The organism is Paraburkholderia caffeinilytica, from assembly GCF_046030355.1.
Taxonomy (GTDB): domain Bacteria; phylum Pseudomonadota; class Gammaproteobacteria; order Burkholderiales; family Burkholderiaceae; genus Paraburkholderia; species Paraburkholderia caffeinilytica_B.
In genome coordinates this window covers 117,036-141,064 of record NZ_JAQQCQ010000006.1, presented here as the reverse complement: position 1 = coordinate 141,064, position 24,029 = coordinate 117,036, and the positions used below count along the sequence as shown (strand labels likewise).

23 protein-coding genes and 1 pseudogene are annotated in these 24,029 nt (G+C 62.0%); 6 read left to right on the top strand and 18 right to left on the bottom strand.

The window, feature by feature from the left end; genetic code table 11:
• Nucleotides 1–67 precede the first annotated feature (67 nt).
• A pseudogene (locus PQQ95_RS36605) lies at nucleotides 68–202 on the bottom strand (ESPR domain-containing protein); the annotation flags it as partial.
• A gap of 681 nt (nucleotides 203–883) precedes the next feature.
• Between PQQ95_RS36605 and PQQ95_RS11885 the strand changes: the two are divergent.
• Nucleotides 884–1,315 carry a nuclear transport factor 2 family protein gene (locus PQQ95_RS11885; protein WP_408437587.1) on the top strand — a complete coding sequence of 144 codons (432 nt, stop codon included), beginning with the start codon at nucleotides 884–886 and terminating at the stop codon, nucleotides 1,313–1,315.
• A gap of 145 nt (nucleotides 1,316–1,460) precedes the next feature.
• Here PQQ95_RS11885 and PQQ95_RS11880 read toward each other — a convergent pair whose 3' ends face one another.
• The 10 genes from PQQ95_RS11880 to PQQ95_RS11835 all read right to left on the bottom strand — a co-directional run bounded on the left by PQQ95_RS11880 (nucleotide 1,461) and on the right by PQQ95_RS11835 (nucleotide 12,075).
• Nucleotides 1,461–1,865, bottom strand: a complete 405-nt coding sequence (locus PQQ95_RS11880) for a hypothetical protein (RefSeq protein ID WP_408437586.1) — start codon at nucleotides 1,863–1,865, stop codon at nucleotides 1,461–1,463.
• A gap of 434 nt (nucleotides 1,866–2,299) precedes the next feature.
• Nucleotides 2,300–2,722, bottom strand: a complete 423-nt coding sequence (locus PQQ95_RS11875) for a CopD family protein (protein WP_408437585.1) — start codon at nucleotides 2,720–2,722, stop codon at nucleotides 2,300–2,302.
• A 114-nt stretch (nucleotides 2,723–2,836) separates the two neighbouring features.
• Nucleotides 2,837–4,108 carry a glutamate-5-semialdehyde dehydrogenase gene (locus PQQ95_RS11870; protein ID WP_408437584.1) on the bottom strand — a complete coding sequence of 424 codons (1,272 nt, stop codon included), beginning with the start codon at nucleotides 4,106–4,108 and terminating at the stop codon, nucleotides 2,837–2,839.
• Between the two features lie 144 nt (nucleotides 4,109–4,252).
• Nucleotides 4,253–5,374 carry a DNA polymerase III subunit delta gene (holA, locus tag PQQ95_RS11865; protein WP_408437583.1) on the bottom strand — a complete coding sequence of 374 codons (1,122 nt, stop codon included), beginning with the start codon at nucleotides 5,372–5,374 and terminating at the stop codon, nucleotides 4,253–4,255.
• Between the two features lie 84 nt (nucleotides 5,375–5,458).
• Nucleotides 5,459–6,010, bottom strand: a complete 552-nt coding sequence (locus PQQ95_RS11860; protein ID WP_408437582.1) for an LPS-assembly lipoprotein LptE — start codon at nucleotides 6,008–6,010, stop codon at nucleotides 5,459–5,461.
• A 115-nt stretch (nucleotides 6,011–6,125) separates the two neighbouring features.
• Entirely contained in the window at nucleotides 6,126–8,717 is a 2,592-nt protein-coding gene (gene leuS, locus PQQ95_RS11855; protein ID WP_408437581.1) for a leucine--tRNA ligase, read from the bottom strand.
• 277 nt (nucleotides 8,718–8,994) lie between these two features.
• A complete protein-coding gene (locus PQQ95_RS11850; protein ID WP_408437580.1) occupies nucleotides 8,995–9,432 on the bottom strand; it encodes an ExbD/TolR family protein in 438 nt (145 codons plus the stop codon).
• 30 nt (nucleotides 9,433–9,462) lie between these two features.
• A complete protein-coding gene (locus tag PQQ95_RS11845; RefSeq protein WP_408437579.1) occupies nucleotides 9,463–10,185 on the bottom strand; it encodes a MotA/TolQ/ExbB proton channel family protein in 723 nt (240 codons plus the stop codon).
• A 66-nt stretch (nucleotides 10,186–10,251) separates the two neighbouring features.
• Nucleotides 10,252–11,049 (bottom strand): 4-hydroxy-tetrahydrodipicolinate reductase, encoded by a 798-nt coding sequence (dapB, locus tag PQQ95_RS11840; RefSeq protein WP_408437578.1) that lies wholly within the window; start codon nucleotides 11,047–11,049, stop codon nucleotides 10,252–10,254.
• 201 nt (nucleotides 11,050–11,250) lie between these two features.
• Complete coding sequence (locus PQQ95_RS11835; RefSeq protein ID WP_408437760.1) at nucleotides 11,251–12,075, bottom strand: outer membrane protein assembly factor BamE domain-containing protein; 825 nt, start codon at nucleotides 12,073–12,075, stop codon at nucleotides 11,251–11,253.
• A 158-nt stretch (nucleotides 12,076–12,233) separates the two neighbouring features.
• On the opposite strand from PQQ95_RS11835, the gene fur reads away from it, so the two are divergent.
• A complete protein-coding gene (gene fur, locus PQQ95_RS11830) occupies nucleotides 12,234–12,662 on the top strand; it encodes a ferric iron uptake transcriptional regulator (protein WP_408437577.1) in 429 nt (142 codons plus the stop codon).
• Nucleotides 12,663–12,865: 203 nt separating this feature from the next.
• Here the strand turns inward: fur and PQQ95_RS11825 are convergent, their stop codons facing one another.
• From PQQ95_RS11825 to PQQ95_RS11815, 3 genes are all read right to left on the bottom strand, one after another.
• Complete coding sequence (locus PQQ95_RS11825; protein WP_408437576.1) at nucleotides 12,866–13,378, bottom strand: ureidoglycolate lyase; 513 nt, start codon at nucleotides 13,376–13,378, stop codon at nucleotides 12,866–12,868.
• A 13-nt stretch (nucleotides 13,379–13,391) separates the two neighbouring features.
• Nucleotides 13,392–14,402, bottom strand: coding sequence for an allantoicase (gene alc, locus PQQ95_RS11820; RefSeq protein WP_408437575.1), 1,011 nt, complete (start codon nucleotides 14,400–14,402; stop codon nucleotides 13,392–13,394).
• Between the two features lie 143 nt (nucleotides 14,403–14,545).
• The gene (locus PQQ95_RS11815) at nucleotides 14,546–15,874 is read right to left on the bottom strand and encodes a C4-dicarboxylate transporter DctA (RefSeq protein WP_408437574.1); all 1,329 of its coding nucleotides are present in this window, start codon (nucleotides 15,872–15,874) and stop codon (nucleotides 14,546–14,548) included.
• Nucleotides 15,875–16,101: 227 nt separating this feature from the next.
• On the opposite strand from PQQ95_RS11815, the gene PQQ95_RS11810 reads away from it, so the two are divergent.
• Nucleotides 16,102–16,794: a FadR/GntR family transcriptional regulator gene (locus PQQ95_RS11810; protein WP_408437573.1), complete on the top strand. Its 693-nt coding sequence runs from the start codon at nucleotides 16,102–16,104 to the stop codon at nucleotides 16,792–16,794.
• A gap of 89 nt (nucleotides 16,795–16,883) precedes the next feature.
• On the opposite strand, the gene gap is transcribed toward PQQ95_RS11810, so the two are convergent.
• Nucleotides 16,884–17,894 carry a type I glyceraldehyde-3-phosphate dehydrogenase gene (gene gap / locus PQQ95_RS11805; RefSeq protein WP_169485299.1) on the bottom strand — a complete coding sequence of 337 codons (1,011 nt, stop codon included), beginning with the start codon at nucleotides 17,892–17,894 and terminating at the stop codon, nucleotides 16,884–16,886.
• Nucleotides 17,895–17,989: 95 nt separating this feature from the next.
• A complete protein-coding gene (gene tkt / locus PQQ95_RS11800; RefSeq protein ID WP_408437572.1) occupies nucleotides 17,990–20,011 on the bottom strand; it encodes a transketolase in 2,022 nt (673 codons plus the stop codon).
• A 380-nt stretch (nucleotides 20,012–20,391) separates the two neighbouring features.
• Between tkt and speE the strand changes: the two genes are divergently transcribed.
• The 3 genes from speE (at nucleotide 20,392) to PQQ95_RS11785 (ending at nucleotide 22,690) form a co-directional block, all read left to right on the top strand.
• Nucleotides 20,392–21,402: a spermidine synthase gene (gene speE, locus PQQ95_RS11795; RefSeq protein WP_408437571.1), complete on the top strand. Its 1,011-nt coding sequence runs from the start codon at nucleotides 20,392–20,394 to the stop codon at nucleotides 21,400–21,402.
• A gap of 114 nt (nucleotides 21,403–21,516) precedes the next feature.
• Nucleotides 21,517–21,930, top strand: coding sequence for a VOC family protein (locus PQQ95_RS11790; protein WP_054034519.1), 414 nt, complete (start codon nucleotides 21,517–21,519; stop codon nucleotides 21,928–21,930).
• A gap of 19 nt (nucleotides 21,931–21,949) precedes the next feature.
• Nucleotides 21,950–22,690 (top strand): 16S rRNA (uracil(1498)-N(3))-methyltransferase, encoded by a 741-nt coding sequence (locus PQQ95_RS11785; protein ID WP_408437570.1) that lies wholly within the window; start codon nucleotides 21,950–21,952, stop codon nucleotides 22,688–22,690.
• A 101-nt stretch (nucleotides 22,691–22,791) separates the two neighbouring features.
• Here the strand turns inward: PQQ95_RS11785 and PQQ95_RS11780 are convergent, their stop codons facing one another.
• Together PQQ95_RS11780 and PQQ95_RS11775 are read right to left on the bottom strand one after the other, a co-directional pair.
• Nucleotides 22,792–23,352 (bottom strand): barstar family protein, encoded by a 561-nt coding sequence (locus PQQ95_RS11780; protein ID WP_408437569.1) that lies wholly within the window; start codon nucleotides 23,350–23,352, stop codon nucleotides 22,792–22,794.
• A 16-nt stretch (nucleotides 23,353–23,368) separates the two neighbouring features.
• A complete protein-coding gene (locus tag PQQ95_RS11775) occupies nucleotides 23,369–23,785 on the bottom strand; it encodes a ribonuclease (protein WP_408437568.1) in 417 nt (138 codons plus the stop codon).
• Nucleotides 23,786–24,029 lie beyond the last annotated feature (244 nt).

The following is a 24,029-nucleotide window of genomic DNA, read 5'->3' as shown; positions in this document are numbered from 1 at the left end:
CACCATCAGTGCCAATTGTTCCGCCGTCGAGAACGCCCGCCCACGCATCAACTGACGCGCCACCCCCTGCACCCACAGCCAGAACCGCTGCCACCAGCAATTTCTTGCTCCTACTCTTCTTCCCCCGGCCCTTCGCCACTTCCGATGCGGCTACATAAGTACCGGTTGTTTCATTCCAGACGCTTTTGTAAGTCTTGTTCATGGTTAATCCTGTCGAACTTTGTGATAACTGTTCTGATTTGCGGGAAAACTGTTTGAGAGCTGCACGCAGATCAAGCCATTACCGATGGGAAAAGCGGTTGCACGAACAAGAACTTCTGGACCGTCTCATTAACCCTTCGGCGAGTGATCCAAATATAGATTTCTGCGAGGCTCGCTTGAATGAGACAAGTCTTAAACGACCGCAAACATCCGAAAATCATTACCAGTGTCGATAAGAGGTTTCTCACCGATGCTCAAAAGATCTGCGCCGTCAATAGGAGTGCGCAACAAAACAGACACAGCTATCGAAATATTCGCGCCAGCGCTAACGCTGGATCGGCAATTAGGATTTATCTGATTGCAAGACAAACCGATTCCCTACATCGCTCGGAAAAATTGCCTTTTAATTACCCTATTCTTAATTCTGATTTTTCTGAACGTATAACCAGATTTTTAGGCATATTCCGGTTGAACACCGCGCCGGCCATCTACAAAATCAAATACATCGTTTGAACAAACGAGTCGCATCGTCGGAGCAATGAAAGCGTTCAAGCAAATCGGTGGGTACCATTCCGCACGGCTCTCCACCAGGTCCTGATCACGTCATTTATTCACGCGCACGGGCGCCCAGCCAATCCACCGGCCCCGTGCCACGCAACAATAATTTTCAAAAGGAAACATCATGAAACGCATCACCATTCTGACCATTGCGGGCCTGATGCTGGCCTCGGTCGCAACGTATTCCTACGCCGTCACGCCGGACGAAGCCACGCTGATCTCACTCGAACAATCCTGGGCAAAAGCCGCCTCCATCCATGACGTCGCCGTGCTCGACAAAGTGCTCGACGATTCGTATGTGGAGGTCACAGCCAACGGCACCCACCGTAGCAAAGCCGACGCGCTTGCTGCGCCCGGTCTGGCACCCGGCGCATCCCAGTCCCTCAGCGAGGTTCAGGCGAACGTCAACGGCGATGTCGCCGTCGTCACTGGCATCAATTACTACTCCAGCGGCCCGGGCGCCTTAGCAGTGAAATTTGTCTTCACCGACATCTACGCAAAACGGCCTGACGGCTGGCGCGCCATTTCATCGCACATGGCGCGCAGGCCGATGTAGGAAAGGTGCTTAGCGCCGGCGTCGCCCCGAGTCGCGCGTGAGCCGACAACCTGGATACACAAACTCTTCGCGGTTATCCGCGATCCAAAGCAAAGAGGCGCGATCAAATCGCGCCTCTTTGCTTTTCTGCCACCGTAACTTCGACTCAGTGAGCAGCCGCACCCACAGGCAGCTCGGAATCCGCGCCCATCTTTGCCGCTTCCTGTTCCGCCTCCGCCAACAACTTCGCCGCCGCACTAGCCGTAATCCGGCGCTGAGCGATACCGCGCGCGTCGAGCGCGATCACCTGATACAGTTCGCGGTCACATTCCACTTCCCGTTCATACTCTTCGCACGTCTCGACCAGCAACTCGAGCAGTACTTGCTGGCTGCGTCGTTCGTGGCTCGCCAATGCAGGATTCCTATATATCGAGGTCGCAAGTGTGGCCAGTCGGTTTAGTTGAGTTATCTGCCGCTCGCACGAGCGGAATGCTGACAGCGCGAGTTTTTCGTATTGCAGAGCGTCGATGGGTGGGCGCGAGGCGGGTTGCTTTTTGATGGACTTGCTCATGGTGCGATCTCCTAAGACTTACCTGGATCGCCCGACACTCGCTTGCAAGGAGGGTGAGCGGGCACGTAGCGGGTTGACAGACCGGGTCAGAAACAAACCGGCGAGCCTTGCGGCTCCCCGCCACGGCCCGCCCATTGAAATATAGACGTGCAGAGGCAGACGCACGCCCGCCTGAGCGGGTGCGCGGTTTCTGACTTAGGCTGTCAAACCTAGTCACCGGTTGATGCCGGTGACCCAAGAATTATAAATCAGGCCGCACACGCATTGGCCGTCCCAATATAGCCCGACAACCCACCTAGCCATTCGGCCTAAGACAATGCGTTCAACACCAACGTAGGCAACAAAAAAGGGCGGTTCGCCGATTCCAGCAAACCGCCCTTTCCAATTCACACCCTGCAACCTGACCAGATCAACGCAACCAGAACCTCACAACCCTAAAACGGCTTAATCACCACCAACGCCACCGCCGCCAACATCCCCAGCACCGGCAGCTCATTAAACATCCGATACCACTTATCCGTGCGACGATTCTCACCACGCTCGAAAGTCCGCAACAGCACGCCACAATAAGCGTGATAAACAATCAGCAACACCACCACACCCACCTTCGCGTGAATCCAGCCCTGCCCGCGTCCAATGCCCACCGCCAGCCACAGCCACAGCCCACACGCCAACGCCGGCACCGCAATAAACGTCATGAATCGGAACAGCTTGCGCGCCATGATCAAAAGACGCGCCGTCGCGGCGGGTTCCGTTTCCATCGCCAGATTGACGAAGATGCGCGGCAGGTAGAACAGGCCGGCAAACCAGGAGGCAATCAGTACGATGTGAAACGTCTTGACCCAAAGCATCAGCATGTCCCTATACGGCTTTATAGCGTGGAGATCGGCGCGCCCCTTGCCGGCGCCTGAGAAGGAAAGCGCGTCAGCGCTTTCCTGTGCAGCGATTGCCTCTCATCAAAGCGCACCGCTTTACTGCCGCCCTTCACCATGCCCGAGCACGATATATTTGAGCGACGTCAGCCCTTCCAGACCCACCGGACCGCGCGCGTGCAGCTTGTCGTTCGAAATGCCGATTTCCGCGCCGAGACCAAATTCAAAGCCATCAGCAAAACGCGTCGATGCGTTCACCATCACGCTCGCCGAATCCACTTCGCGCAAAAAACGCATCGCCCGATCGTGGTCTTCCGTCACGATCGCGTCAGTGTGCTGCGAGCTGTATTCGTTGATGTGCTCGATCGCCGCGTCGAGACCGTCGACCACCTTGATCGCCAGCACCGGCGCAAGATACTCGGTGCGCCAGTCTTCTTCGGTCGCATCGACGAGCGGGCCGACGCCCGCATCCGCCAGCACCGCGCGCGCCGCAGCATCCACCCGCAATTCGACTTCCTTGTCGCGATACAGCCTGCCCAATGGCGGCAGCACGTCAGCCGCAATGCCGCGCGCAACCAGCAGCGTTTCCATCGTGTTGCACGTGCCGTAGCGGTGCGTCTTCGCGTTATCGCAAACGGTCAGCGCCTTGGCCAGATCCGCGCGATCGTCGACATACACGTGGCAGATGCCGTCGAGGTGCTTGATCATCGGCACACGCGCTTCGTTCATCAAACGTTCGATCAGACTTTTGCCGCCGCGCGGCACGATTACGTCGACATACTCGGTCATGGTGATCAGCTTGCCGACCGCGGCGCGATCCGACGTGGCCACCACTTGCACCGCGTCCTGCGGCAAACCGGCTGCTTCCAACCCTTCTCCGATCAGCTTCGCCAGTGCCGTGTTGCATTCGAGCGCTTCGGAGCCGCCACGCAGAATCGTCGCGTTGCCGGACTTCAGGCACAGCGCCGCGGCGTCGATCGTCACATTCGGACGCGATTCGTAAATGATGCCGATCACGCCGAGCGGTACGCGCATCTGCCCCACCTGAATGCCGCTCGGGCGATACTTGAGATTGCTGATCTCGCCAATCGGATCGGCCAGCGCGGCGACTTGGCGCAAGCCTTCGACCATCGTCTTCAGCGCCTTGTCCGACAGCGTCAAGCGATCGATGAAAGCGGCGTCGAGACCTTTGTCGCGCGCACGGGCTACGTCGCGCGCGTTGGCTTCCTTCAGCAGCGCGGCATCGCGTTCGATCGCGTGGGCAACGGCGGCAAGCGCGGCGTTCTTCGCCGCCGTCGACGCACGCGCCATCGCACGCGAAGCGTGGCGGGCGCGGCGACCGAGGTCGGTCATGTACTGGTCGATATCCATGTTGATTCTCGTGATGCCGCTCACGTTCACGTGCAACGGACAGGCAGAATTAGCGAAAGATCAAACGATTGTAAAACGGGTGGCGAGGCTTTGCTTGGCGCGACGCCCCGGCGAGCCTAAGGTTTTCCGGCTCCGCTATGCGTCTCAGCCCGGCCTTCGAATCGGCGCACCTGATCCCACCCGAGGTCGTGGTGGCGGCACAGGCGCCGTTTTGGCCGGCGAAGCCACCGTCATGGCCAGTTCGAACAATCCGTCCCACGGATCGGGCGGCGGATCGTTGCGATGATTGCCCGGCGTGCCGCCGGACAACCCCTTCACCTGCCGATCCAGCCGCGCCGCCAACGCGAGTGCCTTCTCCAGCGCGCCCTCGGTGACGCGCGACAGCGCCGGTCCGATCAGCCGTTCGCGCGGGCTCCACACGCGGTTCTCGCGCACCAGCATGGCAAGCGGCTTGCCCGCCGCGACGCCGCGCTTGATGCGCAACAACGTCCGCACTTCTTCGACGACCGCCCACAGCACCAGCACCGCGGCCTCGCCTTCGCCGCGCAGCCCGTCGAGCATGCGCGCGAGGCGGCCGACGTCACCCGCCAGCATCGCCTCGTTCAGTTTGAAAACATCGTAACGGGCGACATTGAGCACGGCATCCTGAACCTGTTCGAAGCTCAGCGAACCAGCCGGATAGAGCAACCCGAGCTTCTGGATTTCCTGATGCGCGGCAAGCAGATTACCTTCGACGCGCTCGGCGATGAACGCCAACGCGCGCCGCCCTTCTTCGCCGGCCGCAACCCGCTGGCCCTGAGCCGCGAGCCGTTGACCCACCCAGTTCGGCAACTGCGCGCGCTCCACTGGATCGATTTTCAATGCGATGCCTGCCTCGGACAGCGCAGTGAACCACGCCGACTTTTGCGTCGCTGCGTCGAGCCGCGGCAACGTGATCATCGTCAGCACGTCGTCATTCACGGCGGAAGCGAGCGCCTTCAGCGCATCCGCGCCTTCCTTGCCGGGTTTGCCCGACGGAATGCGCAATTCAACCAGTTGCCGGTCGCCGAACAGCGACATCGATTGACTCGCCCCAAGCAGCGAACTCCAGTCGAAACCACGCTCGACGGTGAACACCGAGCGATCGGTAAAACCAGCGGCTCGCGCGGTCGCACGAATCCGGTCGCTGGCTTCCTGCGCAAGCAGGTGCTCGTCGCCGTACACAACGTACAGTCCGGCGAGTCCCTTCGCGAGATGGGCTTCTAGCGCGTCAAGTCGCAGTTGCATGGCTACCGATCGGCGAAATTAAACGAGTGCATGAGCGAGTGCACGAGCACGTGCAGCAAGCCAGGCGAAAACACAGCATGGCGTTCACAGCGGCGGCGGCGGCAACGGCGCGCGCGGCGCGACCGACGGCACCTGCTGACCCGGCGCCGGATGCAGCGAGCGCACCAGCGACAGACGGCGCGTAAGCTGGTCGATTGCGTCGTTTTCCATGTCCGAGAACAGAATGTCGGCTTCAGCAGCCTTGGCCTGCGAGTATTGGTCGCTGTAAGTCATCGCGCGGTTCAGCGCGATCACACTCGGCGGAATCAGCACCGTGCCGTCCTTGCCGACCAGCGTGTAGGTCATCGAGAGATTCATTCCATACTCTTCGACCACACCGAGCGTGTTCAGCGTGAGCGTATTGACACTGCGGCCTTCGGTGATCTGCAAGGTTGCGTCGGCATTCGCGACGGAACTGACCACCACCGTGTCGCTGCCGCCCTGCACGATGCGGGTCAGCCGCGCACCGGCCGCTGCCGAACCACCGGAGATAAAGAGTCGTTTGAATGCGTAGTCCTGCTGGCCGCGCAACTGGAAGCCGCAGGCGGACAACATCAACACGCTGCACACCAGCGTCAATAACGATCTGCGAGTCACATTGGCTCCTGGTTCGCAGTAGATTCCGCAGCGCGGACAAACGCCGCCGCGCGCGGCGGCGTCCTGTCTGCAGTCATGTTCGGGTGGGCTGTCAAACGGGGTTTCAAACGGGGCTTCAAACGACCACGTTCACAAGACGCCCCGGCACCACGACGATCTTCTTCGGCGGCTTGCCTTCGCTGAACTTCCCGACCGCCTCATGCGCGGCGGCGAGCTGTTCGATCGCTTCGCGGGACGCGTCTTTGGCGACCGTCAACGCGCCACGCACCTTGCCGTTCACCTGCAGCACGAGTTCGATTTCAGCCTGTTCCAGCGCCTGTTCGTCGACCTTCGGCCACGCTGCGTCGAGCAGCGAACCGAATTCGTCGGCATAACCGAGTTCCTGCCACAACTGGAACGTCTGATGCGGCACGACCGGATACAGCACGCGCAGCATCACGCTGTACGTCTCGCGCAGCACCGCCGGTTGTGCGCCCTTCGCGCTGTCGAGCGCATTGAGCATCTTCATCGCCGCCGACACCACCGTGTTGTACTGCAAACGCTGGTAGTCGAAGTCGGCCTGCTTCAGCACGCTGTAGATTTCGCGGCGCAGCACCTTGTCGACTTCGCCGAGTTGCGCGGCATCGATCTTGCCGCCCGCGCGCAGCGCGGCTTCGTTCGCGTGACCGAAACCCCACACGCGGCGCAGGAAGCGGCTCGCGCCTTCCACGCCCGAACCGGACCATTCGAGCTGCTGCTCGGGCGGCGCGGCAAACATCACGAACAGACGCGCGGTATCCGCGCCATGCTGATCGATCAGCAATTGCGGATCGACGCCGTTGTTCTTCGACTTCGACATCTTCTCGACGCCGCCGAGCACCACCGGCTGACCATCCGCGTTCAACACGGCGCCGACCGGGCGGCCTTTGTCGTCGAACGAGACGGTGACATCGGCCGGGTTGTACCAGGTCTTCTTACCCGCTTCGCTTTCGCGGTAATACGTTTCGTTGAGCACCATGCCCTGCGTGAGCAGGTTCTTCGCCGGCTCGCCGAACTCGATCAGGCCCATGTCGCGCATCACCTTCGCCCAGAAGCGCGAGTACAACAGGTGAAGAATCGCGTGCTCGATACCGCCAATGTACTGGTCCATCGGCGCCCAGTAATCGGTGCGCTTGTCGACCATGGTCTTTGCGTCCGGCGCCGCATAGCGGTAGAAGTACCAGGACGAATCGACGAAGGTGTCCATTGTGTCGGTTTCGCGTTTGGCCGCGCCGCCGCAGGTCGGACACGTGCAATTCACGAAGGCTTCGGACTTGGCGAGCGGATTGCCCGTGCCGTCCGGCACGAGGTCTTCCGGCAGCACCACCGGCAGATCTTTTTCCGGCACCGGCACGTCGCCGCAGGTCGGGCAGTGGATGATCGGAATCGGCGTGCCCCAATAACGCTGGCGCGACACGCCCCAGTCACGCAAGCGCCACGTGATCTGCTTGTCGCCGAGGCCGAGTTCTTTCAGGTCAGCGGCGATCCGGTCGACCGCATCCGTGTAGTTGAGGCCGTCGTACTTGCCGCTGTTGATCAGTGTGCCGTCCTTGTCGCCGTACCATTCCTGCCAGGCGTCGGTCGAGTATTCCTTGCCTTCAACGGCGACCACCTGCTTGATCGGCAGACCGTATTTCTTCACGAACGCGAAGTCGCGCTCGTCATGCGCGGGCACGCCCATCACGGCGCCTTCGCCGTAGCTCATCAGCACGTAATTGCCGATCCACACTTCGACCTGTTCCTGCGTCAGCGGATGCGTGACGGTGAAACCGGTGGCCATGCCCTTCTTTTCCATCGTCGCAACGTCGGCTTCGGCCACGCCGCCGCGCTTGCATTCTTCGATGAAGGCCTGCAGTTCCGGCTTGTCTTTGGCAAGACGCGTGGCGAGCGGATGCTCGGCGGCGACGGCGCAGAAGGTCACGCCCATGATCGTGTCGGCACGCGTGGTGAACACGCGCAACAGCTTCTGCTCGCCGTCGATTTCATACGGGAAACCGAAGTTCACGCCGAAGCTCTTGCCGATCCAGTTCTGCTGCATGATCTTGACGCGCTCAGGCCAGCCGAGGCCTTCGAGGTCGTTCAGCAGTTCGTCCGCGTACTGCGTGATGCGCATGTAGTACATCGGGATTTCGCGCTTTTCGATCAGCGCGCCCGAGCGCCAGCCGCGGCCGTCGATCACCTGTTCATTGGCGAGCACGGTCTGGTCGACCGGGTCCCAGTTGACGGTGCCGGTTTTCTTGTACGCAATGCCCTTTTCGAGCATTTTCAGGAACAGCCACTGGTTCCACTTGTAGTAATCGGGGCTGCAGGTGGCGACTTCGCGCGACCAGTCGATCGCGAGGCCCATCGACTGCATCTGCTTCTTCATGTAAGCGATGTTGTCGTAGGTCCACTGCGCGGGCGGCACGTTGTTGGCCATCGCGGCGTTTTCCGCCGGCATGCCGAACGCGTCCCAACCCATCGGCATCAGCACGTTGTAGCCGTTCATCCGCAGATAGCGGTACATCACGTCGTTGATCGTGTAGTTGCGTACGTGACCCATGTGCAGCTTGCCCGACGGGTACGGCAGCATCGAGACGCAATAGAACTTGGGCTTGTCGGAGGTTTCCGTCGTCTTGTACGCGTCGATGGCGCGCCATTGCCCTTGCGCGGCGGCTTCGACGTCGGAGGGAACGTATTTTTCGTGCATGGTGTGATGAGATCGCTGGGTTCGGTGCTTTCGCACCGGCCGCTTTGGTGCTCTGCTGGATGAAATGGCGTCGTTTCCCCTTCTGCGGGGGAAAGGGCTGATTATACCGTCCGCGGACGGGCGCGCCGCGCGGCGCGGTGCGTGGGCGCGATGGGGTCCGGCCGGATTGGGACTGATGCGGTCTTGCGTGGCTCTAGCTACGCTACCGCCCGCCCATTCCCCACGGCGGCGTAACTAACGAGCGTACTGGCTCACACCGGCAGCAACGCCAACGATGCTACTGGCCAGCTCCCGGCGGCGGCGGATCGGTTACGAAGCCGATCCGCTCGAGCCCGGCCTGCTGCGCCGCGCCCATCACCTGCGCGATCACCTCATAACGCGTAGAGCGTTCGGCGCGCAACTGAATCTCCGGCTGGTCGGCCTGCTCCTGTTTGCCCGCCTCCACGAATCGCGCGCGCATCTGCTGCAGCGTAATGACGGTGCCGTTCCAATACAGCTTGCCGCCGGCATCGATTGAAAGAGCAATGGTTTGCGGCGTTTGCCGCGCGGGCGCCGCCGCGACTTTGGGTAAATCGAGCCGGATCGCGTGCGTGAATAAAGGCGCCGTAATGATGAAAATCACCAGCAGCACGAGCATCACGTCGATCAACGGCGTCATGTTGATCTCGGCCATCGGCGCAGCCACCTGCTTTTTCTCGAGTCCACCGAATGCCATATCGCCTCCGTCTCTCTTCCCGCTTCGGCGTTATGCCTGGTGGGTTCGGGCCTGAGCTTGCTGATGCTGCGGCTGGGGCCGGGACTGATCCGCCGGCGCGCACACGTAGGCATGCAGATCGTGCGCAAAGCCGTCGAGTTCTTCCGACAACTGCCGCACCATCCGCCCGAGCACGTTATAGGCGAGCACCGCCGGAATCGCGACCACGAGGCCAAAAGCCGTCATGATCAGCGCCTCGCCGACCGGTCCTGCCACGTTTTCGATCTGCGCCTGACCGCTCGCGGCGATGCTGCCGAGCGCGTGATAGATGCCCCAAACGGTGCCGAGCAAACCGACGAACGGCGCGGTGCTCCCCACCGAGGCCAGCAACACCTGGCCAAATTCGAGCCGCCGCTGCGACGCGTTGAGCGCCTGGCGCAGCGATCTCAGCACCCGCTCGCTGCGCTCCACGCGCGCAAGCAGCGCGCCGGGAATATCGACTTCGGCCGCATGCAGCGCGGCCTCGGCGAGCGGCGCGAAAACGCGCTCGCGATCCATGCGCTTCAATGCCGCGACACCGTCCGCCAGCGTCGACGCCTGCCAGAACTGGGCAATCGCCGGCGCAGCCTGACGTTTGGCGCGCGTGAGAATCCAGCTTTTGACGATCAGAAAACACCAGCTCGCAATCGACATAGCCAGCAACACGTACGCGACGCCATGCGTGATCGCGTCGCTGGTTTCCAGGTAATGGATGATGCCGCTGCTGCCTGCCATCTGACCTCGCTATCGGAAAGTGATTACAGGGGCCTCACGGAGCCCTGCACTGACCCCGTTGAAGACTCACCGCAGGCCGAGCACGTCCTGCATGTCGAAGAAGCCGTTCTGGTGCCCTTCGAGGAAACGTACAGCACGCAGCGCGCCCTGCGCATACGACAGGCGGCTCGCCGATTTGTGCGTGATCTCGATGCGCTCGCCGATGCCGGCAAACAGCACCGTATGATCGCCGACGATATCGCCGCCACGAATTGCCGAGAAACCGATCGTGGACGGATCGCGCTCTCCGGTCACGCCTTCGCGGCTGTAGACCGCGCAGTCGTCGAGATTGCGGCCGAGCGCGTGGGCGATCACTTCACCCATGGTCAGCGCGGTGCCCGACGGTGCATCGACCTTGTGGCGGTGATGTGCCTCGATGATTTCGATGTCGTAGCCCGTTGCGAAATGCTTCGCGGCGTATTCGAGCAGCTTCAGCGTGACATTGACGCCCACGCTCATGTTCGACGAAAACATGATGGCGATCTTCTCCGCCGCGGCGCGCAGTTGCGCTTTCTGTTCGTTGTCGAAGCCGGTCGTGCCGATCACCATTTTGACGTTGTGGCGCTGCGCGGCTTCCAGATGCATCAGCGTGCCTTCAGGGCGCGTGAAGTCGATCAGGTAGTCGGATTCGGCGAACACGCGCTCGACGTCGTCCGTCAGCAGCACACCCGTCTGTTTGCCGAGAAACGCGCCGGCGTCCTGGCCGAGTTGCGGGGAACCCGCACGGTCGAGCGCGCCGGACAACGTGGCGTCGGAATCATTGAGGACGGTTTCGATGAGCATCCGGCCCATACGGCCCGATGCGCCAGCAATGGCAATTTTCATGGCTACGAGGGTTCGAAAGGGGTAAAACGCGGCAAAAGCCGACAAATGCGGGCAAACGCAGCGGCGGCCAGTACACCCGGACGCCGCACATACAGGAACGACAAACGACCTATACAGGTACAGCAGAAAAACCGACGGGCGCGGCGTACGGCATTCCGACGCAGCGCCCGTCTTAACCGTCCACAGAGAAGGACAGCGTGTTTAGCCGCCCGTTCCCGCAGTAGACGCAGAAGACGTCAACGGCGCGTTGTGCGTTGGGCCGCCATTGCTGCTTTGGGGGCCTGTCGGGCCCACCGGATTGTCTTGCGTGCCCGGAATCTGCGGCGGCGGCGGACGCGTGAACTGGAACTGCGGCTGCCCCGCGCTCGTTGGGCCCTGCGGCGGAATACCGCCGCCATTGGCGGTCGGCGCGGTGGAACGTACGGACGACTGCGTTTTGCCCGACGGCGATTGCACCGCGTTGGTCAGCCGATTGGCGGCTTGCGCGGCTTCGGCGTTGGCATCCGTGGACGGTGCGCCCACTGTGGCGGCGCCGTCGACGGACGGCGAGCGCGTGGTGTCCACAGTAGCCACCGGCGCGCTGGCGCCGGTTGTGGCGCTTGCCACGTTCGGCACCGCAGCCTTCTTCTTGCCGGACTTGTCGCCGTCGATTTCCGCCAGCAACTCGAGGTTGGACGGCAGATCGTCGCCACCCGACCAGCTGGCGACGCGGTCGCCCGCGAACAGGATCACGAAGTCGCGCTGCTGCACGACGTTAGTCGAGCCGCGCTTGAAATAGAACACGTAGTCCCAGCGGTCCGCGTGGAACATGTCGGTCAAAAGCGGCGTGCCGAGCAACTGCTTCACCTGCGCGCGCGACATGCCGACCTGCATCTGAGCGGCTGCTTCCTGCGAAACGAAATTGCCTTGCACGACCGTAATACGGTACGGCGTAATGCTTTGGGCAATGCGCTGTGTCAGGCTGTCGTAAGTGGAACATCCGGCAAGAACCGCGACAGTCGCAACAGCGATCAAGGTACCCCGCATGCGGCTCCCCCGGTAGATCAATTGAGATTTTGAAATCATTTCACTCACCGTGCGGGCCCGTTGACGAGCCGCGCGAGTTTCATTCCATCGAAGATGACCAGAACGGCAAAAACACATTACTATGAGAGCCCAGCATTGTACTCTAGGGATCCCTTGTCATGACCAATCCAACCGATCTCAAGAATATCGGGCTCAAGGCGACCCTTCCGCGCCTCAAAATCCTTGAGATTTTTCAGCACAGCCCGGTACGCCACCTGACCGCTGAAGACGTCTATCGCAACCTGTTGCACGAAGAACTCGATATCGGCCTGGCAACCGTGTATCGCGTGCTGACGCAGTTCGAGCAGGCTGGCCTGCTCTCGCGCAGCAACTTCGAATCGGGCAAAGCGGTGTTCGAATTGAACGAAGGGTCGCATCACGACCACCTCGTCTGCCTCGATTGCGGGCTCGTCGAAGAATTTTTCGACTCCGAGATCGAAAGCCGGCAGCAATCCATCGCGAAGGAACGCGGCTTCAAGCTGCAGGAACATGCGCTGGCGCTGTACGGTGCGTGTACCAAGGAGGATTGCCCGCATCGCAAGCACTGAAGTTGAGTGAGTGAGATGCCGGCCGCGTCGGGGTGCGCGGCAGTGGGCAAAGAAAAACCCGGCCGATGGCAATCGGCCGGGTTTTTTTACGTATGCGGCGACCATGGCTGCGCTGGAACGCCCGTGCCGCTTTGCATGCACGGCATTGTCGCCGTGTTGCGAGTCAGATCTGCTCCAGCAATTTGGTACTCGCCAGATTCAGGCTACTCCGCCAACTCGACGCTCGCCTCGAACAGCAGCCGCCACGGCTCGGTCAACGGCAATTCGTCGCAGTTGGGCTGCTCGCCGCCCCGGTCCACGACTACAAAATCGCTCACCTGATCGAGCGCGAGCAGCGGATGGTGCCAAACGCCTTTCGCATAGTTCACGCCCTGCCAGCCGTCGCTCCAGAACGCCCGCATCCGTGCCTGATCGAACTCGCCCGCGGGCGCCACGACAACCAGATAGCGGCGCGCCGTTAAGGGAATGAAAGCCTGGCTGCCCAGCGGATGCCGCTCCATCATCGCGATTTCGATCGGCAGCGTGCGCGGCTGCGCCCGAAACAGATTGATCAGCGGCCGGCCGCCATGCTCCGTCACGTCGACCTTGGCGAGGTCGTGATAGCGCTCGGTCGTGCCGCCGTTGATCGGAAAATGGTGCGCGCCGTCCAGTTCGATGACGTCGCCGAACGGCACGAAGGCCGCGCGCGTCAGACGTTCCACATGCAAGGTCTTCATCGACGCCGCTCCGTTAGACGATCTCGCCCCACAAACGCAGGCGCGACACGCCCCCGTCCGGGAAGATATTGAAACGCACATGCGTCACCGGTCCGAGGGACGCGATGTCGTCCGCGAACGTGTGCACGTGGTCCATCTGCAGCTTCTGTTCACCGAGCAGCACCGGCCAGAACATCGCCTGCGTGATGAGCGAATCGTCCGTGCCGCCCGTTACCGAGGCCGCCTGCACCGAACAGCGATCGGGGTAATTGCCCTTGAAGTGCGCCGTATCTACTTCGATCTTGCGAATCACGCCCGGCCGCGCGAGCGCGACGATTGCCCAGTCGTTGCCCGGCTCGCGGCGGCGTCGCGTTTCCCAGCCGTCGCCCATATTGACGCCGCGGCCCGGCATCAGCATCTGCGAGGCCGGCCCGAAATGCTGGTTGTTCGCGGCGACGAGGTAGGCGCCGTTTTCGATCGCGGCCAGATCCAGCAGCGTGCCGCGCTCGACGCGCTCCCAGTCGCGCTTCGGCTGGCCGTACACGCGTAGACGCGCGAGACCGCCGTCCGGATACAGATTCACGCGCAGATGGGTGAACGCGCGTGCGTCGTTGACTTCGACGTAATGATGGTGGTTGCCCTGCAGCGTGGTGGCCGGCACGAGCGTTTGCCAGTCGGCGTTGTCCGGGGGAACGTCGCCGTCCACGTAGCACGCATCGATCGACGCCGCCGGCGGGAAATTGCCGGTGAAGTGGCTCGTGTCCAGATCGACACCGTGCACGACGCCCGGCCGCGCGAGCCGGATCACGCAGTAGTCGTGACCGGTGGTGCGCTTGCGGCGCGTTTCCCAGCCGTCCATCCATTTGCCGTGGTCGTCGTACTTGCCGGGAATGAACACCGCCGGCTGCGGCTCGAGCATGCGTTCTTTCGGCGCGAAGAATTCGTCGCTCGCGTGGAGCGCCTGCGCGCCCAGACGCGGGTCGGCAAGGTTCATGTAGCGACGGGTGAAAGCGGGAGCGTTGGGGTCGAGGATCGGATTAGCCATAGTCTCAGTCGGGCAACGAAAAGTAAGGAAGAAGCGGCGGAGTCAACGCATCCGCCGGGGCAGAACGCGCGCTGCGTTGGCGCGCGGTTGAATAGCGATAGATCTGGCCGAAGGGCGGCGAGCTGCGTTGAGATCGCGCCTGTTCAGACGGCCGGAGCGTGTTCTCCTGCGGTCGGCTCAGCGCCTACGTCTTCGCCTGCCGGCACGTAGCGCAACGCTGCGTCGCGGTTCAGCACGCGATGCGCGCGCGCCCGGTCGATATCGTTTTCCCACACGGCGACCACCACCGTTGCGACGCAGTTGCCGATCAGATTGGTCAGCGCGCGGGCAATACCGACGAACCAGTCGACCGGCAGAATCAGCACGAGACCGAGCACGGGGATCGCCGGAATCGCAGACAGCGTCGCTGCCAGAATCACGATTGCCGAGCCAGGAATGCCATGCGCGCCCTTCGACGTCACCAGCGACACCAGCACCACCACGATCAGGTCATGGATGGACAGCGGCGTATTGGTGGCTTGCGCAATGAAAATCACAGCAAGCGTCAGATAGATGGAGAAGCCGTCCAGATTGAAGGAGTAACCGGTCGGAATCACCAGCCCGACGGTCGAATCCTTGACGCCCATCCATTCGAGCTTGCGCATGATCTGCGGCAGAACGGCGTCGGACGAAGCGGTGCCAAGCACGATGGACAATTCTTCGCGCAGATAGCGGATCAGCTTGAAAATGCTGAAACCGGCCAGCCGCATCACCACACCCAGCACGACCACCACGAACACAATGCAGCTCGCATAGAACACCAGCACCAGCATGCCGAGTTGCTTGAGCGATTCGACACCATACGTGCCGGTCGTGAATGCGATCGCGCCGAGCACGCCGAGCGGCGCGAGCTTGATGATGAAACCCATCACGCGGAAAAACACCTGCGAAAGCTCGTCGATCAGGCTGCTCACGCGCTGCGCCTTATTGCCCAGCAGCGACAGTGCCGAGCCGAACAGCACCGAAAACACGAGGATTTGCAGAATGTCGCCGGTCGCGAATGCGTTGATCGCTGTGTCGGGGATGATCTTCAGTAGGAAGCCGGCCGTGTCCTTGAGACTCTTCGCGTGCTCGGTGTAGGTCGCGAGCGAGGCGGGATCAAGCGAATGCAGGTTGATATTCATGCCGACGCCAGGCCGCGTGGCGTAAGCCAGCACTGCGCCGATCACGAGCGCAATCGTCGTCATGACCTCGAAGTAGATCACCGCCTTCAGACCGACGCGGCCCACTTTGCGCAGATCGCCGGCATGCGCCATGCCGCTCACCACCACGCAGAACACGATCGGGCCGATCACCATCTTGATCAGCTTGAGAAAGCCGTCGCCGAGCGGGCGCAGCGATTGGGCGAAATGCGGGAACACGGCGCCGATCACAATGCCCGCCACCAACGCTATGACGACCCGGCCAAACAGCGAATTGAAGAACTTCAACACGGCTTCCTCCTGGTTAGGATTCACATCTGTTCAGACTGGTCCGACCAGTACTGTTATGGCGAATAGTAGGAAGCCGATATACTGGCGTCAAGGATTCATTAAATAGCGTTTACCCGCTGTCTTCCGCCTATTTCCTGATCTGATTGCACGTTCTGAACGGCTGCTCGCACGAGCGTTCAGAACGCGTACTACAATGCTGGTCAGACCGCGCACCCAAGTGAGCCACAATGAAAAACGTTCCGCACACCGTCACCGATGCCGCCATCGCGACCATCCGCGAACGGATCGAAGCGGGCGTCTATCCGGTGGGCAGTTTGTTGCCGGCGCAGCGTCAGCTCTCCGAGGAACTGGCGATCAGCCGCGCCTCTTTGCGCGAGGCGCTCTCGACGCTCGAAGCGCTCGGTTTGCTGATGATCCGCCCCGGTAAGGGCGTGTATGTGGAAAGTGCACAAGCCGCGGCGGCACAATCGTGGCGCTTCGCGGAGCAGTCGTCGCTGCCGGATACCTACCAGATGCGCTTTGCGCTGGAAGGCTTTATCGCGCGCATGGCGGCGCTGGCCGTCAGTGATTCCGACCTCGCCTGGTTCGAGGACAACATCGCGGCCATGCAAACGGCGCTCGCCTGCGACGAACTCGACGAAGCCGCGCGCCTCGACTACGACTTCCACATGCGCATCGTGAGTATTGCCGGCAACGCGGCGATCGAGTCGATTCTGGGCAGCGCCGCGGAAATCATGAAGGAAAGCCAGCGGATGCCGTTTTACCGGCGCGAGCTGGTGCTATCCACTTACACCGAGCATCGGGCGATTCTCGACGCGCTCAAGGCGCGCGATTCCGCCGCCGCAGGCAAGGCGATCGAAACGCATATCTCGAACGCCGCGCAGCGCGCCGGCGTCTATTTCCCGACGCCGCAGGCGTAAAAAAACCGCTCCGAAGAGCGGTTTTTTACCGTTGCCCTGCCACCGGCCCAAGGCCAACAGCAGCAGAGACTCACGAAGCTAGAACACGCTTACTTCGCGTTAGCCAGCGCCACAGCCGTGTCCAGCATGCGGTTCGAGAAGCCCCACTCGTTGTCGTACCAGCTCGACACCTTCACCAGACGGCCCGACACCTTGGTCAGCGTGGCGTCGAACGTCGACGATGCCGGATTGTGGTTGAAGTCGATCGAGACCAGCGGCGCCTCGTTGTAGCCGAGGATGCCCTTCAGCGCGCCTTCCGAGGCTTCCTTCATGATCGCGTTGACTTCTTCGACCGTCGTGTCGCGCGCGGCGATGAACGACAGGTCGACGACCGACACGTTGATCGTCGGGACGCGAATCGCGTAGCCGTCCAGCTTGCCGTTCAGTTCCGGCAGCACCAGGCCGACCGCCGATGCAGCACCGGTCTTGGTCGGGATCTGGCTGTGCGTGGCCGAACGCGCGCGGCGCAGGTCTTCGTGGTACACGTCCGTCAGAACCTGGTCGTTCGTGTACGCGTGGATCGTGGTCATCAGACCGTTCACGAGGCCGATCTTGTCGTTCAGCGGCTTGACGAGCGGTGCCAGGCAGTTGGTCGTGCACGATGCGTTCGAGATCACCGTGTCCGATGCCTTCAGCACGTGGTGGTTCACGCCGTAGACGATCGTTGCGTCGACGTCCTTACCACCCGGCGCCGAGATGATCACCTTCTTTGCGCCGCCCTTGATGTGCGCGCTGGCCTTTTCCTTGGTCGTGAAAAAGCCCGTGCATTCCAGCACGACGTCGACGTTCAGCTCGCCCCACGGCAGTTCTGCCGGGTTGCGGTTAGCCAGCACGCGGATCTTGTCGCCGTTGACGACCAGGTAGTCGCCGTCCACCGACACTTCGCCCGGGAACTTGCCGTGCGCCGTGTCGTATTGCGTCAGGTGAGCGTTGGTCTTGGCATCGCCAAGATCGTTGATGGCGACGATTTCGATATCGTGCTTCTTGCCGTTTTCATAGAAGGCGCGCAGCGTGTTGCGGCCGATCCGGCCGTAGCCGTTGATTGCGACGCGAATCGTCATGGTCTATCTCCTGATGGCTGAAAAAAAATCGTCCATGTTCGTCTGTCCTTCGGCGCAACCGCGCGTGGGGTGCACGCGGCCGCGCCTGCCGAAGGTCAGCCGAGTGCGGCTTTAGCCGTCTCTACCACGTGCTCGACGGTGAAGCCGAAATGCTTGAACAGCACGCCAGCCGGGGCCGATTCGCCGAACGTGTCGATACCGACCACGCCGCCTTCCAGACCCACGTACTTGCGCCAGAAATCCGACACGCCCGCTTCGATCGCGACGCGGCGCACGCCTTGCGGCAGCACGCGTTCGCGGTACTCGGCGTCCTGCTTGTCGAACACGGTGGTCGACGGCATCGACACGACACGTGCCGCGATGCCTTCGCGCGCCAGCGGCTCGACCGCGTTCAACGCCAGTTCGATTTCCGAACCGGTGGCGATCAGGATGACCTTGCGCGCGACGATCTCGTCATTCCAGTCGCGCAGCACGTAACCGCCCTTCTCGATGTTGGCGATCTGCGCGTCCGTGCGTTCCGAGAACGGCAGGTTCTGACGGCTGAAGATCAGGCACGACGGGCCATGATGCTCGACCGCGTGGGTCCAGGCCACCGCCGTTTCGACCGTATCGGCCGGGCGCCACACTTGCAGATTCGGGATCAGGCGCAGGCTCGCGACGTGTTCGATCGACTGGTGGGTCGGACCGTCTTCGCCCAGACCGATCGAGTCGTGCGTGAACACGAAGATCGACGGCGACTTCATCAGCGCGGCGACGCGCAATGCATTGCGGCTGTAGTCCGAGAACGTCAGGAACGTGCCGCCGAACGCCTTGAAGCCGCCATGCAGCGCGATGCCGTTGATCGCGGCGCTCATGCCGAATTCGCGCACGCCGTAGTTCACGTAGTTGCCGGCGGCCTTGCCTTCGGCGTTCACGCGCACCGGCTTGGCAGCCTTCCAGTTGGTCAGGTTCGAACCGGTCAGGTCGGCGGAACCGCCGAGCAGTTCCGGCAATACCGCCGACAGACCTTCGATAGCCTGTTGCGATGCCTTACGCGTCGCGACGGTTTCCTTGCGCTCGTTCGCGCCGGCGATGATGGCCTGCGCCTTTTCCTTCCAGTCGGCAGGCAATTGCTTCGCGTCACGGCGCTTGAATTCAGCGGCTTCCTGCGGGTACTTGGCTGCGTACGCCGCAAACGCCTTGTCCCACTCGGATTCGTTCTGTGCGCCGGCTTCCGTTGCGTCCCATGCGGCATAGACTTCTTGCGGGATCACGAACGGCTCCCACTTCCAGCCGATCGCTTCACGCGTGGCCGCGATTTCCTTGTCGCCGAGCGGCGCGCCGTGCGAGTCGTGGCTGCCGGCCTTGGTCGGCGCGCCTTCGCCGATCACGGTCTTGCAGCAGATCAGCGTGGGCTTGTCCGACAGCTTGGCTTGCTTGATCGCGGCGTCGACCGCGTCGACGTCATGGCCGACCACGTTCGGGATCACGTTCCAGCCGTACGCTTCGAAGCGCTTCGGCGTGTCGTCGTGGAACCAGTGCACCACTTCGCCGTCGATCGAGATGCCGTTGTCGTCGTAGAACGCGATCAGCTTGTTCAGCTTCAGCACGCCCGCGAGCGAGCAGGCTTCGTGCGAGATGCCTTCCATCAGGCAGCCGTCGCCGACGAACACGTACGTGTGGTGGTCGACGATCTTCGCGTCAGGCTTGTTGAATTCGGTGGCGAGCAGCGATTCGGCGAGCGCCATGCCGACTGCGTTTGCCAGACCCTGGCCGAGCGGGCCAGTGGTGGTTTCGACGCCCGGCGTGATGCCGTATTCCGGGTGGCCCGGCGTCTTCGAATGCATCTGGCGGAAATTCTTCAGCTCTTCGATCGGCAGGTCGTAGCCGGTCAGGTGCAAGAGCGAGTACAGCAGCATCGAGCCGTGGCCGTTCGACAGAATGAAACGGTCGCGGTCGGCCCACTGCGGGTTCTTCGGGTTGTGACGCAGATGACGCGACCACAAAGCCACGCCGATTTCGGCCATGCCCATCGGCATGCCGGGGTGGCCGGAGTTCGCTTTTTGAACGGCGTCCATGGACAACGCGCGGATTGCGTTAGCCATCAGGGAGGTGGGTGCGGGAGACGGGGTCGTCATGTCGAGTCCGGAGACAGAGTCAGAAAGCGGTGCGCGCTTGAGGCCCGGATGCTCGAATGCCAGTCCACTTCGGCGCACGATGCGGCGCCAGGAGACGCGAAACGGGCAGAGCAAACGGACAAGGCTGAAAGCGTGACATTCTAACAGAACGTTGCCGGCGCCCCGCGCGCAAACCCGCCTGGCGGCCTGGTTCCGGGCTGGCTGCGTGCTGATTCCTGGCTGGGTGGTGCGCCAGTTTTTGGCTGGCTGCGGCGACTATTACTGGCGGGCAATGCGGCGGTTTCCAGCTGTGGCCGCGCGCGTGGCGGGCCCGCACCACGCTCGCGCCTTTACAATTGAGTAACATCAACCCGCCGCGCTCCACGCAGAGTCCGCCATCCGTGAGCACTCCCCTGCTGTTCCACCCCACCACCGACGCCGTCTACGGATTTCCGGACGCGCGTCGGCTTGCTCGCGTCGATTCGACCTATCAGCGGATCGAGGTATGGGACACGCCGCAGCTCGGCCGGCTGTTTACGCTCGACGGCCGTCCGATGACCTCCACGGGCGACGAATTCATCTACCACGAATGCATGGTGCATCCGGCCGCGCTGGCGCATCCCTCGCCGAAAGCAGCGCTGGTGCTGGGCGGCGGCGATGGCGGCGCCGCGCGGCAGTTGCTGAAGCATCCGGGCATTGAGCGGATCGTGGTGGCGGAACTCGATGCCGACGTCGTGCGCATGACCCGCGAGTATCTGCCCGAAGTGCACGGCGGCGCTTTCGACGATCCGCGCGTCGAACTGGTGATCGGCGACGCTGCGCGTTACGTCGCAGAGGCGGCCCAGGCGGTGACGCAAGCGCCCGACACTGCGCCTAAAGGGTCACGTGCACCGGCTCCCGCCACCACGCCGGCCACGGCTGCAGCACAAACAGTTGCTACGGTCCCCGCATCAAGACCCGCTGTGGATGCCCTCGGCGCCACTCCCCAGTTCGATCTGGTCGTGTTCGACCTGACGCCGCCGGACTCGCCAGCCGCAGGCCTATACACGCCGGACTTCTACAGGCAGCTCAAGCGCGTCATGAGCCCGACCGCCGCACTCTCGCTGCATCTCGGTTCTCCCTACTTCCACGCGGAACGCATCGCCGGCCTGCTCGACGAGCTACGCGACACTTTCGCCATTGTCCGCACGTTGAGCGCCTTCATCCCGCTTTACGGCTCGCTCTGGATGATGGCGACTGCCAGCGACACGCTCGACCCCACCACCCTCACCGTCGAAGCACTCGCCGAGCGCGTTGCCGCGCGTCGAATCGACTCATTGAGGCACTATGACCCGTTGCTGCATGCCGGACTATTCTCGGCATCCCGGTCCGTGCGCGATAAACTAAGTCAATTCTTAAAGCCATCCAGCTAATGCGTGGGCAAAATGCACGGTTCGGTCGGCGCGCGCTATCGGTGTATCGATACGCGTCCGCCCGCCTGGCCTTGCAGCATGCATCCCGCAACCCCACTAGATCCGGAGAACCCCATGACCGCATCCCGCCCAGCCGGTGTGCCCTGGTTGACCCCCTATCTGACGGTGCGCGACGCACGTGCCGCAACCGCATTCTTTGAAGCAGCGTTCGGCTTCGAGGTGCGCGATAGCGTCCAGGACGACGGTGTCGTCATGCATGTCGAGATGACCTATCAGGGCCAGCTGATCGTGATGTTCGCGCCGGAAGGCGCGTTCGGCTCGGCGGCGAAAACACCCAAAAGCGCGGGCGCAATTGCGCCGCAATCGTTCTATGTCTATGTCGACGATGTCGACGCGGTTTACACGCGGGCGCTGGCTGCCGGCGCAAAATCGCTGAGCGAGCCACAGGATCAATTCTGGGGCGACCGGTTTGCCCAGGTCGAAGATCTGGACGGCTACCGTTGGGCGCTCGCTCGCCACCTTTCCTGAACCAATGAGTATTTTTCTGATGCCTCGCTTCTTCGTCGGTACGCCTCTCAAGCCCGACGACATCATGCAGTTGCCCGATGACGTCACGCGCCACATCCTCGTGCTGCGTTTGCAGCCCGGCGATTCGATCGTGCTTTTCAATGGCGAAGGCGGCGAATACAGCGCCGAACTCGTCGAGGTCGAACGCCGCTCGGCCAAGGTCAGAATTCACGAACTCCGCAAGATCGAAGTGGAAGCGCCGTATCACCTCACGCTCGCACAGGGCATTGCAGGCGGCGACAAGATGGACTGGCTCATCGAGAAGGCGGTCGAACTCGGGGCATCGTGTTTTGTGCCGCTGACCACCACGCGCAGCGTCGTGCGTCTTTCCGGTGAACGCGCGCAGCGGCGGCATGTGCATTGGCAGGGCATCGTGCGCGCGTCGTGCGAGCAGTGCGGGCGCAATCGCCTGCCCGAGGTGATGCCGGTGCGCGAGATCGCCACCTGGCTCGGCGCGCTGCCTCGCACACCAGAAGAAGGCGAAATGCGCATTCTGCTGTCGCCGCGCGCCAGCATCAGCTTTTCGGCGCTGCCCGCTAATCCGCCGTTCGGGCGCGTGACTGTGCTAGTCGGACCGGAAGGCGGTTTTTCGGCGGCGGAAGAAGCCGCCGCGACCGATCACGGCTTTACCGCAGTCGGTCTCGGTCCGCGCGTGTTGCGCACGGAAACCGCCGGTATCGCCGTGCTGTCGGCGCTGGCCGCCCGCTGGGGCGGCTGGTAAGTCAATTTTCAAGCACCTAAAACAAAGGCCCGCCAATTGGCGGGCCTTACTCTTTCTTTTTCGGCAGCAGCGAGTGCTGCGGCACTCTATTCGCGCCTACCTCAGGCAAACGAATAAAACACCCGGAACGCGACCTTGCGCTCGGCCCAGAACTCAGCCGCTTCGCGGAACACGTCCAGTAGCGTCTCGCGCCCTTCCTTGTCGAACTTTTGTGCGACCGGCAGTTGCTCGAGCACGATTACGAAGCCAGGCTGCGTGCCGGCTTTCTGAACCAGATCGGTCAGGCAATCGTAGAGCGCGTCGTAATTCTTGCCGAAATGCTTCGGAAACAGGAACGACGTAGCAATGGTCTCCAGCACTTCCTGTTTGGACTGAGCGTTTGCGCAATACGCGTACAGAAAATGCTGGCCGAGTTGATTGGCCTCGTCAGCGAGATCCTGCACGCGAAACGCGCGGATCGACTGTACGATGTTCGGTCGTACGGTCTGGAAAAGACTCATGGGCTCCTCGTTCGATGAAAGCACAGTGCTGGCTTCGCTCTGGTTATCCCGGCCCTGGTCGCCGGCGCGCATCCGCATGACGCGCTGGAACAAATTGCCGTCGCCGGCCGCGAAAAGATCCGTCGCGACTCCGGAGTCGTGCGCGTAGACGTTGTCGCTCATGCCGTTCATCCCGATGTCATTCAACAATACGATTAAAACTGGTGTAATGGTCGTCCGAATAGAAGCAGTTGTCGATCCGCTGTAGCGGACCTCCGCAGACGATGCGACGCGCCCCGCGGTTTCGAGAACGAGGCGTAGGAACGGTGTATTCGTGGTAATAGCCGCGCCGATGCGGCGGCAGCAACCGTTCGCGGTTGCCGAATACGATGCCGTCCTTCTCATACGGGTAAGGCCCGCCCGCGGCAATCAAGTTCAATGTATTGACCGCTTCGCGCGGCAACTGCGCCGCTGCGATAGTGCCCTGCACCTGAGCTTGTGGTTCGGCAGATGCCGTGTAGTCGCGCGCAAACGCGCCAGGCACGGAGCCGGATAAAGCGCAGAGCGTCAAAGCACCGATCAGCACGCCTTTAATGCGCAGCCACTTGCGTGCCATGAATCAAGGTTCCCCGCTGTTAGATCACGAGTTTGACGACCATGAAAGTCGTAAGGGTATCGCTAAAACCCCACAGAATCAACGTTCACCGGACCGGCAAACACATCCTATCGCGCGGGAAAGAGCCACGGAACGGGCTTTGACGACTTTTGACAGAAAATTTAGCCTGTGCAAGCTAAAATTAACCTGGCGACGCGAATTGGGGTGGGTTCAGACCCATGGGGCGCCCATTGCGCAGCCCATT

Bases quoted from the DNA above. Each gene is read 5' to 3' on its own strand.
- tkt (WP_408437572.1), bottom strand. From the start codon at position 20,011: ATGACGACCCCGTCTCCCGCACCCACCTCCCTGATGGCTAACGCAATC.
- leuS (WP_408437581.1), bottom strand. From the start codon at position 8,717: ATGCACGAAAAATACGTTCCCTCCGACGTCGAAGCCGCCGCGCAAGGG.
- PQQ95_RS11875 (WP_408437585.1), bottom strand. From the start codon at position 2,722: ATGCTGATGCTTTGGGTCAAGACGTTTCACATCGTACTGATTGCCTCC.
- fur (WP_408437577.1), top strand. From the start codon at position 12,234: ATGACCAATCCAACCGATCTCAAGAATATCGGGCTCAAGGCGACCCTT.
- PQQ95_RS11825 (WP_408437576.1), bottom strand. From the start codon at position 13,378: ATGAAGACCTTGCATGTGGAACGTCTGACGCGCGCGGCCTTCGTGCCG.
- PQQ95_RS11785 (WP_408437570.1), top strand. From the start codon at position 21,950: ATGCCTCGCTTCTTCGTCGGTACGCCTCTCAAGCCCGACGACATCATG.
- holA (WP_408437583.1), bottom strand. From the start codon at position 5,374: ATGCAACTGCGACTTGACGCGCTAGAAGCCCATCTCGCGAAGGGACTC.
- dapB (WP_408437578.1), bottom strand. From the start codon at position 11,049: ATGAAAATTGCCATTGCTGGCGCATCGGGCCGTATGGGCCGGATGCTC.
- alc (WP_408437575.1), bottom strand. From the start codon at position 14,402: ATGGCTAATCCGATCCTCGACCCCAACGCTCCCGCTTTCACCCGTCGC.
- PQQ95_RS11885 (WP_408437587.1), top strand. From the start codon at position 884: ATGAAACGCATCACCATTCTGACCATTGCGGGCCTGATGCTGGCCTCG.
- PQQ95_RS11835 (WP_408437760.1), bottom strand. From the start codon at position 12,075: ATGCGGGGTACCTTGATCGCTGTTGCGACTGTCGCGGTTCTTGCCGGA.
- PQQ95_RS11810 (WP_408437573.1), top strand. From the start codon at position 16,102: ATGAAAAACGTTCCGCACACCGTCACCGATGCCGCCATCGCGACCATC.
- PQQ95_RS11780 (WP_408437569.1), bottom strand. From the start codon at position 23,352: ATGAGCGACAACGTCTACGCGCACGACTCCGGAGTCGCGACGGATCTT.
- gap (WP_169485299.1), bottom strand. From the start codon at position 17,894: ATGACGATTCGCGTCGCAATCAACGGCTACGGCCGGATCGGCCGCAAC.
- PQQ95_RS11775 (WP_408437568.1), bottom strand. From the start codon at position 23,785: ATGGCACGCAAGTGGCTGCGCATTAAAGGCGTGCTGATCGGTGCTTTG.
- PQQ95_RS11845 (WP_408437579.1), bottom strand. From the start codon at position 10,185: ATGGCAGGCAGCAGCGGCATCATCCATTACCTGGAAACCAGCGACGCG.
- PQQ95_RS11790 (WP_054034519.1), top strand. From the start codon at position 21,517: ATGACCGCATCCCGCCCAGCCGGTGTGCCCTGGTTGACCCCCTATCTG.
- PQQ95_RS11850 (WP_408437580.1), bottom strand. From the start codon at position 9,432: ATGGCATTCGGTGGACTCGAGAAAAAGCAGGTGGCTGCGCCGATGGCC.
- PQQ95_RS11880 (WP_408437586.1), bottom strand. From the start codon at position 1,865: ATGAGCAAGTCCATCAAAAAGCAACCCGCCTCGCGCCCACCCATCGAC.
- PQQ95_RS11870 (WP_408437584.1), bottom strand. From the start codon at position 4,108: ATGGATATCGACCAGTACATGACCGACCTCGGTCGCCGCGCCCGCCAC.